The organism is Phormidium sp. CCY1219 (assembly GCF_035615515.1).
Classification (GTDB): domain Bacteria; phylum Cyanobacteriota; class Cyanobacteriia; order Cyanobacteriales; family Laspinemataceae; genus CCY1219.
On record NZ_JAJENT010000814.1, the window covers coordinates 1 to 7809 of the forward strand.

The 7809-nt window shown below is 52.8% G+C and carries 8 protein-coding genes; 3 read left to right on the top strand and 5 right to left on the bottom strand.

Annotation, left to right across the window (positions count from 1 at the left end; genetic code table 11):
- Positions 1 to 71 precede the first annotated feature (71 nt).
- Positions 72 to 275 carry a histidine kinase dimerization/phospho-acceptor domain-containing protein gene (locus LKK83_RS25435; protein WP_324634245.1) on the top strand — a complete coding sequence of 68 codons (204 nt, stop codon included), beginning with the start codon at positions 72 to 74 and terminating at the stop codon, positions 273 to 275.
- Here LKK83_RS25435 and LKK83_RS25440 read toward each other — a convergent pair.
- The 5 genes from LKK83_RS25440 to LKK83_RS25460 form a co-directional block, all read right to left on the bottom strand.
- The gene (locus LKK83_RS25440) at positions 269 to 421 is read right to left on the bottom strand and encodes a hypothetical protein (protein ID WP_324634246.1); all 153 of its coding nucleotides are present in this window, start codon (positions 419 to 421) and stop codon (positions 269 to 271) included. The two genes, LKK83_RS25435 and LKK83_RS25440, sit on opposite strands and share 7 nt — an antisense overlap.
- Positions 422 to 548: 127 nt before the next feature.
- A complete protein-coding gene (locus tag LKK83_RS25445; protein WP_324634248.1) occupies positions 549 to 1088 on the bottom strand; it encodes a rhodanese-like domain-containing protein in 540 nt (179 codons plus the stop codon).
- 355 nt (positions 1089 to 1443) lie between these two features.
- Complete coding sequence (locus LKK83_RS25450) at positions 1444 to 2070, bottom strand: cytochrome c oxidase subunit 3 (protein WP_324634249.1); 627 nt, start codon at positions 2068 to 2070, stop codon at positions 1444 to 1446.
- Between the two features lie 84 nt (positions 2071 to 2154).
- The gene (gene ctaD, locus LKK83_RS25455) at positions 2155 to 3843 is read right to left on the bottom strand and encodes a cytochrome c oxidase subunit I (protein ID WP_324634250.1); all 1689 of its coding nucleotides are present in this window, start codon (positions 3841 to 3843) and stop codon (positions 2155 to 2157) included.
- A gap of 74 nt (positions 3844 to 3917) precedes the next feature.
- Positions 3918 to 4910, bottom strand: coding sequence for a cytochrome c oxidase subunit II (locus LKK83_RS25460; RefSeq protein ID WP_324634251.1), 993 nt, complete (start codon positions 4908 to 4910; stop codon positions 3918 to 3920).
- A gap of 481 nt (positions 4911 to 5391) precedes the next feature.
- Between LKK83_RS25460 and LKK83_RS25465 the strand changes: the two genes are divergently transcribed.
- Both LKK83_RS25465 and LKK83_RS25470 read left to right on the top strand, forming a co-directional pair.
- Positions 5392 to 6414 carry a COX15/CtaA family protein gene (locus tag LKK83_RS25465; RefSeq protein ID WP_324634252.1) on the top strand — a complete coding sequence of 341 codons (1023 nt, stop codon included), beginning with the start codon at positions 5392 to 5394 and terminating at the stop codon, positions 6412 to 6414.
- A 37-nt stretch (positions 6415 to 6451) separates the two neighbouring features.
- Positions 6452 to 7429, top strand: a complete 978-nt coding sequence (locus LKK83_RS25470) for a heme o synthase (protein WP_324634253.1) — start codon at positions 6452 to 6454, stop codon at positions 7427 to 7429.
- Positions 7430 to 7809: the final 380 nt, after the last annotated feature.

Below are 7809 nucleotides of genomic sequence, written 5' to 3' on the forward strand. Positions count from 1 at the left end.
GGGGGGAGAACTCCTCCCTACGCATAAATGACGAGGGTTTCCGTTCTCCCCCTTACCAACCCTAATTTCTGATGATTTCCCACGAACTGCGAACCCCCTTGACCACGATTTTATCTTCGGCAGATTTACTCGAGTGCTATAACAATAGTTGGTCGGAAGAGAAAAAACTTCAGCATCTGCGTCAGATCCAAAATGCGGCGGTAGAAATGACGCAGCTTTTAGAAAGCGAAGAATTTTCCCAACAGCTTAAAGCCTGTGCTCGTCAGCTTCAATAAGCAGTGGTATTCGCCAGGGGTGACATCAATTTAATTACCCGATCTACCGTCAAGGTACGAGACACAACAGAAGTGGGGAGGCGATCGCGGTTTCCCCTCAGCGGGTGATTGCGTTCGATTCCCCTGCCCGATTTGCCCCTAGGCATAGTAATGGTTTCGCGAGGGTTTACCTGTTACTTCAGCGCAATTTTAGGTGATTTTCCCAAACGCCAAAAAAAAGCGATCGCCCCACCCGAACAATCAGATGCGGCGATCGCATCATCCATTACCCATCTAAATTCGCTGATTGTAAGGCAGTTTGGCCAACAAGCGCGCCAACATGCAGGTATTGGAAATACCGGCAAACAGCAAACCCGCCCCGACAAATCCGCTGAGAATTAAAAACCAAGGCGACACAAACGCCCCGAGTAAGGTTCCGGTTAGCACTAAAGAACCGGCCACAATTTGCACCTGACGCATCAAACTAATCGGTGCTTTTTTATTCACAATGGTGGGATATCCTGCGGCTTTCCATGCCGAAATTCCGCCGTTGAGGTGCGTAATTTGCGGAAAACCGGCATTGAGAACCTGTCGTGCAGCTTGAGAAGAGCGGTTCCCTGATTGACACTGCAGCACCACCCGCTGGTTCTGTTCAAACGGAATTTTCCGGGGGTCGAAACTCGATAGGGGCATCAATTCCGCGCCGGCAATATGCTCTCCGGCGTATTCTGCTGGTTCGCGCACGTCGATCAATCGCACCTGTTGGCGATCGAGCAATTGTTTTAACGTCGCCGCATCGATTTCTTGCAGTTGTTTGTCCGTGCTCAGGTTCATGCTCTGCTCTCCTCTGGCTCTAATGCAGTGGGTTGACGAGCGATCGCTTGGATAACCTCCCTACTTCCCTCGGCGTCGCTTTCGGTGACATTCACCTCAACCGCGATCGCCGCCCGTAGAAGACCTCTCCTCGCTCGTTCGTTTTATCGCTAATTAGTAATATAGTCAATTTTTCACCGGGTGTCAAGAGGAGAAAAAAGAAATTTTGCCAATTTCCCCACCTTTCAAATTGCCAATTGCCAATTGCCAATTTTCCATTGTAAACTTTCAATTTCCAGACAAAAAAACCCCTTGGGGGGGTTGATGGAAAATGGAGGAGTCAGCGCGTGGAATTAGGCCACAGCGCCAGGGAAATTCACAAGAGATATAAAATAGTAAACAGAACGATCCAGACCACATCAACGAAGTGCCAGTAGATTTCCGCAGCTTCCGGGCCAAAGTGACTTTCGCTGCTATAGTGGTATTTGTAGCGCGATCGCCACAACACGCCCAAAATCAACAGCAAACCAAACGTCACGTGCAAACCGTGGAAGCCAGTGAGCACGTAAAACGTACTGGTAAAGATATTATCCGTCAGACCGAAGCCGGTGTGAAAATACTCGTAAAGCTGGCCCACCAGGAAAATCGCACCCATTGCAGCCGTAGCGGCAAACCAGAGGCGCAGACCGCTCACATCATTTTCCTTAATTGCCTTATTACCACGATTAATCACGAAACTGCTAGAAATCAGAATAATCGTGTTCACCCCAGGGAGTAGGAGTTCCATTTCCTCCGGACTCCCTTCCGGAGGCCAAACCGGTGCCACAGCGCGAAACGTTAGATAAGCGGCAAACAAGCCGAGAAAAATCATCGACTCTGCCACCAGAAACATAATAATGCCAAAGATGCGATGGTCCGGATGTTCCCCATGATGACCGCCCGGGATACCCGCACGGTGTTCGGTTTCCAGAGCGCGATCGCTCGTGTCAATGGTTCCTTGCATAGTTCAGTTGCGATAATTAAACAGTAAAATTTCAGCCTCAGAGCTAGGGGAAACAGCCACTCCCCTAGCAGAGTCAGCCGCAGATTAAGAAACCGTCGGTCCGCCCGAGAGCATTGGCGTATTCGATTGCCGATCCGGGTTGCGACCGTTCATCCCATAATCATACGGACCGGTTTTCATCACCGGTTCGCCGAAGAAATTCTCAACTGGGGGCGGCGAAGCCGTTTGCCACTCCAGAGTCAAGGCATTCCAAGGATTGCCACTAGCCTGACGGCCCTTGAGCCAACTCCACACCGCATTGATGAGAAACGGAAACGTAGAAACAGCCAGCAGATAAGAGCCGATGGTGCAAATCATATTCACCGGTGCCAGAGAGGGGTCATACTCAGCCACCCGGCGAGGCATTCCCTGCAGGCCCAAATAATGCATCGGCAAAAAGCACAGATTAAACCCAACAAACGTCAGAGCAAAATGAATCCGCCCCCAGGTTTCATTCATCATCCGACCGGTCATTTTCGGGAACCAGTGGTAGATGCCGGCATACAGACCGAACACGCTACCGCCAAACAAAACATAGTGCAGGTGAGCCACGATGAAATAGGTATCGTGAACGTGAATGTCGAACGGCACCGAAGCGATCATAATCCCGCTGAGGCCACCGATAACAAACATGGAGACAAAACCCATACCGAAGAGCATGGCACTATTCAAGCGGATTTTGCCACCCCACATAGTAGCCAGCCAGCTAAACACCTTAATGCCCGTAGGCACGGCGATGATCATGGTAGCGATCATAAAGAACATCCGCAACCAACCGGGAGTGCCGCTGGTGAACATGTGGTGCGCCCAGACGATTAAGCCGAGGAAGCTAATCGCCATACTGGAATAGGCGATCGCGCGATAGCCAAAAATCGGCTTGCGCGAGTGAACCGGCATCACTTCCGAAATTATCCCAAACACCGGCAAAATCATAATATACACCGCCGGGTGGGAATAGAACCAGAACATGTGCTGATATACCACCGGATCGCCGCCACCCATTGGGTTAAAAAATGCCGTTCCTGCCAGCAAGTCGAAACTGAGCAGAATCAGTGCCCCCGCCAAAACCGGCGTAGACATCAAAATCAGCACCGAAGCGGCGAGCATCGCCCAACAGAACAGGGGCATATCGTTTAACCCCATTCCGGGCATCCGCATTTTCAAAATGGTGGTGACAAAATTCACCGCCCCGAGAATCGAAGAAGTTCCCAGCAATAACACGCTGAGAATCCAAATCATTTCTCCAACTTTATCCCCCATCGTGCTTAACGGCGGATAGGAAGTCCATCCCGCCCCTGCGGCTGCACCATTGCCCACAAAAAAGCTAGACAACAGCAAGATACCGGCAGGGGGAATCAGCCAAAATGCCACGGCATTTAAGCGGGGAAACGCCATATCTCGCGCCCCAATCATCAGGGGAATCAGATAGTTGCCAAATGCGCCGGTACCTGCAGGAACGATCCACAGGAAAATCATTACCGTGGCGTGGATGGTAAATAAACTGTTGTACAGTTCGCGGGTAACAAAATCCACTTCTGGGGTGGCCAATTCCGTGCGAACTGCGGTGGCCAAAGCACCGCCAATCAGATAAAAAATAAAGCTGGTGACTAGGTATTGAATGCCAATCACCTTATGGTCGGTACTGAAACTAAAGTATTCTCGCAGTGGAGTTTTTTCTCCTTGTTCCGATTCGGGGTTTTGTTCTAGGGTTGATGTTTCTTCTACTTGTGCCATAAGTAAATGGGTGTCACAGATGAATCTGAGAAGGCAATTTTTTCGCGCTTCGAGTGGGAGAAAGGGCGATCGCGTTAGTTATGCAATTGCGCGATCGCCTCCGGGGTAATTCCCATTTCAGCCCCTAAAGGTTCGAGATAGTCGGATTCGGATAATTCCGCTGGATTAATGGCCACCGTATTCCCAGACTCTGGCTGAGCGGCGAGTTGACTTTCAACCCACGCTTGGTAGTCTTCCGGGGTGTGGACGATCGCGCGAGTTTTCATGCCCCCGTGGTAGGAGCCACAGAGTTCCGCGCAGAGTAGCGGGTAATTTCCCACTGTTTGCGGCACGAAGCGCAATTCGGTTTCCCGTCCGGGAATCGCATCTTGTTTCAGGCGAAATTCCGGAATCCACAGGGCGTGGATCACATCGTTGGCGCTGATGGTTAGCTGCACTTCTTTGCCGGCGGGCATATGCAGTTCTCCGGAAGTAATGCCCAAGTCTGGATAGGTGAAAATCCAGGCGAATTGAAGCCCGAGGACGTTGACATTCACAAAGGGGGATTGCCCTTGGGTTTTCGGGGAGGCCCCGACGCCGAGGGCGAGCATTTTTTTAGCTTTGCTCGGTGTTGCGTCGGCTTCGGGTTCGTTTTCCGGGAGGGTGGCGGCGATCGCTGCTCCGGGTTGGGCCTGGGCCTGCATCGTGTGGGAGTCGTGGGAAGCCATCGGATCGAGTCCGCCCATCGAGTTGTACACTTCAAAGCTGTAAATTCCGATCCCCATGATCAGCACGGCGGGAATTGCCGTCCACAGCACTTCTAGGGGCACGTTCCCGTGAATCGGCGGCCCATCGCTGTCGTCGCCCGGGCGTTGCCTAAATCGCCAAATGGCAACGATGATAATTCCTTGCACGAGTACGAACAGACCCGTGGCAATGGTCATCATGGTGTTGAATAGTCCATCGACCCAGGGCGCTTCTTCTGAGGCGGCTATGGGCATCAAACCGTGGTTTTGACCGTACCACAGGCTGATCAGGGTTAAACCAATTCCGGCCAACATGGCTGATATGGCACTGGGTATTTTCACTCTCTGTGTACCTCCTGAAATGAAACACTCCGCCTCGGCACGATGGAACGTGCTGTCCGGGGTTGTCCGGACTTCGGCGGTTTTTGGTTTGCTTGCTTCTGTGCTAACTTAGCAATTTTTTGCAACTTGTGGATCTACCTGGCGTCCGATCGCTGGGGCAAGTCGGTGGCGGCGGGGGTAAATCTTTAGATTTTTTTTGGGATTGCACGATTGCTCTCGAAGCGATCGCCGGGGAAGGCGGTGGGCCTGCGTCCCCCTACCTACCGCGCCGATGGGGCGCGAAATGTTAACCTTTCCACCATCAGGGTGAAAATTTTTAACGTTCGATCGCAATTGGCAAAAAATCTCAAAATTGCATAACTCGCTACACCCTGGCGACTCGAGAGGCGATAACAATGCTTGGCCAAGGGGCGCTGAATCGCCGAAGCGCAACTCAGGCAGTAGATTAGTATGAGTTTGGACTTGAATGGGAAAAGCACATATGGCAAACTTACTCCTGGATCCCAATTCAGAAATCGCGCCGAACCAGTCTCAGGCGAGGGATCGGATTCGGCGCTTGGTCTGGAAAATCGCGATCGCCACGTTGCTGTTGATGGCGGTGGGGAGTGCCACTCGGGTGATGAATGCGGGTTTGGCTTGCCCGGACTGGCCGTTGTGTTACGGTGAGTTAGTCCCCACGCAACAGATGAATTTTCAGGTGTTCCTGGAATGGTTTCACCGTTTGGATGCGGGGTTGATTGGGCTGAGCACCCTTGTGCTGGTGGGTTTATCGACCTGGCATCGTCGGGCACTTCCGGGATGGTTGCCTTGGGCTTCGGTGGGCGCATTGGGTTTAATCGTCTTTCAAGGGGTTCTCGGCGGACTCACGGTCACGCAATTGCTGCGCTTCGATATCGTCACCGCTCATCTGGGGACGGCGTTATTGTTTTTTGCCACCCTGCTGGCGATCGCGATCGCCTTGATGCCTTATCGCCCCACGGGCAGTGTGGGCAAGTTGCCTTGGGTGGGCTTAGTGAGCGCGATTTTGGTGTACGGGCAAAGTATTCTAGGGGGGCTGGTGGGATCGCAATGGGCACTTCATCAGTGCTTGGGGTACGATCGGCTATGCACGGTGATGAATAGCCACATTGCTGGCGTTGTCCCCGCTACCCTGGCAATCCTCACCTTGGTGGTGATGGCATGGCGCACGCCTGCATTGCATCCCACCCTGCGTCAGCTTGCCCAATCGGCGGGATTGTTGTTACTGTTGCAAATTGCCCTGGGCGTGGCCACGTTTTACTGGCGCTTGCAGGTGGAACTCCTCACGGTGTCTCACCAAGCAACGGGGGCGGCTTTATTGGGCCTGTTGGTGGCGTTTACCGGTTTGGCCCTGCGCGATCGCGCTAAAGTCGGGCGATCGGGTGTGAAGTTTTCGGGTCAGTGCAATGTGGGGTCGGCGCAATCTCCTGCACCCGCATTGCGTTGCCATTGTGAAGAGAATCAGACAGACTCTAGAAGCGTCTGAACTGCTGAAAGGAAAAGAAAACGAAAAGACAAAATCGATGCAAGACATTATTGGGACGAGTTCGCAACGTCATCACGACAATTTCTGGCAAGTATGCAAAAGTTACTATCAGTTGACCAAACCTCGGATTATCCTGCTGCTGCTGATTACTACGGCGGCGTCGATGTGGGTGGCGGCCCGGGGAGAAGTAGACCCGCTGCTGGTATTGGTGACGATCGCTGGTGGTGCCCTGGCGGCGGCTTCGGCAAATACGATTAACTGTCTCTACGATCGCGATATCGATTACATTATGGAGCGCACTCGCCATAGACCGCTTCCTTCGGGTCGGGTGCAACCGCGCGATGCTCTGATTTTCGCGATCGCTCTGGCGGTGACTTCTTTTACCCTGCTGACGGCATTCGCTAATTTGCTGGCGGCGCTGTTGGCGATGTCGGGCATTTTGTTCTATGTGGTGGTTTACACTCACTTCCTCAAGCGCCACAGCACGCAAAATATCGTGATTGGCGGCGCTGCTGGGGCGATTCCGCCGCTGGTGGGATGGGCTGCCGTGACGGGGACTCTCACTTGGGCACCTTGGGTGATGTTCGCGCTGATATTTTTATGGACGCCGCCTCACTTCTGGGCGTTGGCTATGATGATTCGCGATGATTATGCGGCGGTGAAAGTGCCCATGTTGCCGACGATTGAAGGGGATGAGGAAACGGCCCGTCAAATCTGGATTTATACTTTGGTGCTTTTGCCCCTGACCCTGCTGTTGGTTTATCCCTTGCAGGCTACTGGATGGCTCTATGCCGTCGCGGCGGTGCTGTTGGGCGGCTGGTTCGCCCGCAAGGCATGGCAGTTGTTGCAAGACCCGCCAGACCGGGATAAGGCGCGATCGCTGTTTAAGTATTCGATTCTCTATCTGATGCTGCTGTGCGCGGGTATGGTGGTGGATAGTTTGCCCGTTACCCATCAGACGATTACCGCGATCTCCGATAACGTGCAACTGCTGGTCAGCGCGATCGTTAGCTAGCTTCCACCCCTCCAGCCTCAACGGCTGCTCTCCCTCCCCTTGGGTAGGCATCTTGCCTGCCCATTTTTTTCCCTTCCCCCCCCTTGACACATGCGCGAAATTGCCCTACCATATAAAACAAATCAACGATTCGGCCTGGTCAGGGCGTTACCGCCGCGCCGACTCCCCTAGTCCTGGGGAATCTAGTGATTTTTAAATCGATAATAATTTATCGGCGCAGGCAGGGCACTTAAGCATTGCACAAATTGCTTAAGTGCCCTGCCTGCGCATAGGGTTTCAGCAGGCTAAGCTGCTACTTAAATTATAGCACCCCTTGCTCATTTAATGCCGCCGAATCTTAAAAAAAATATGAAGTTTCCCTGTCCCTGGGGGTGGGTGGC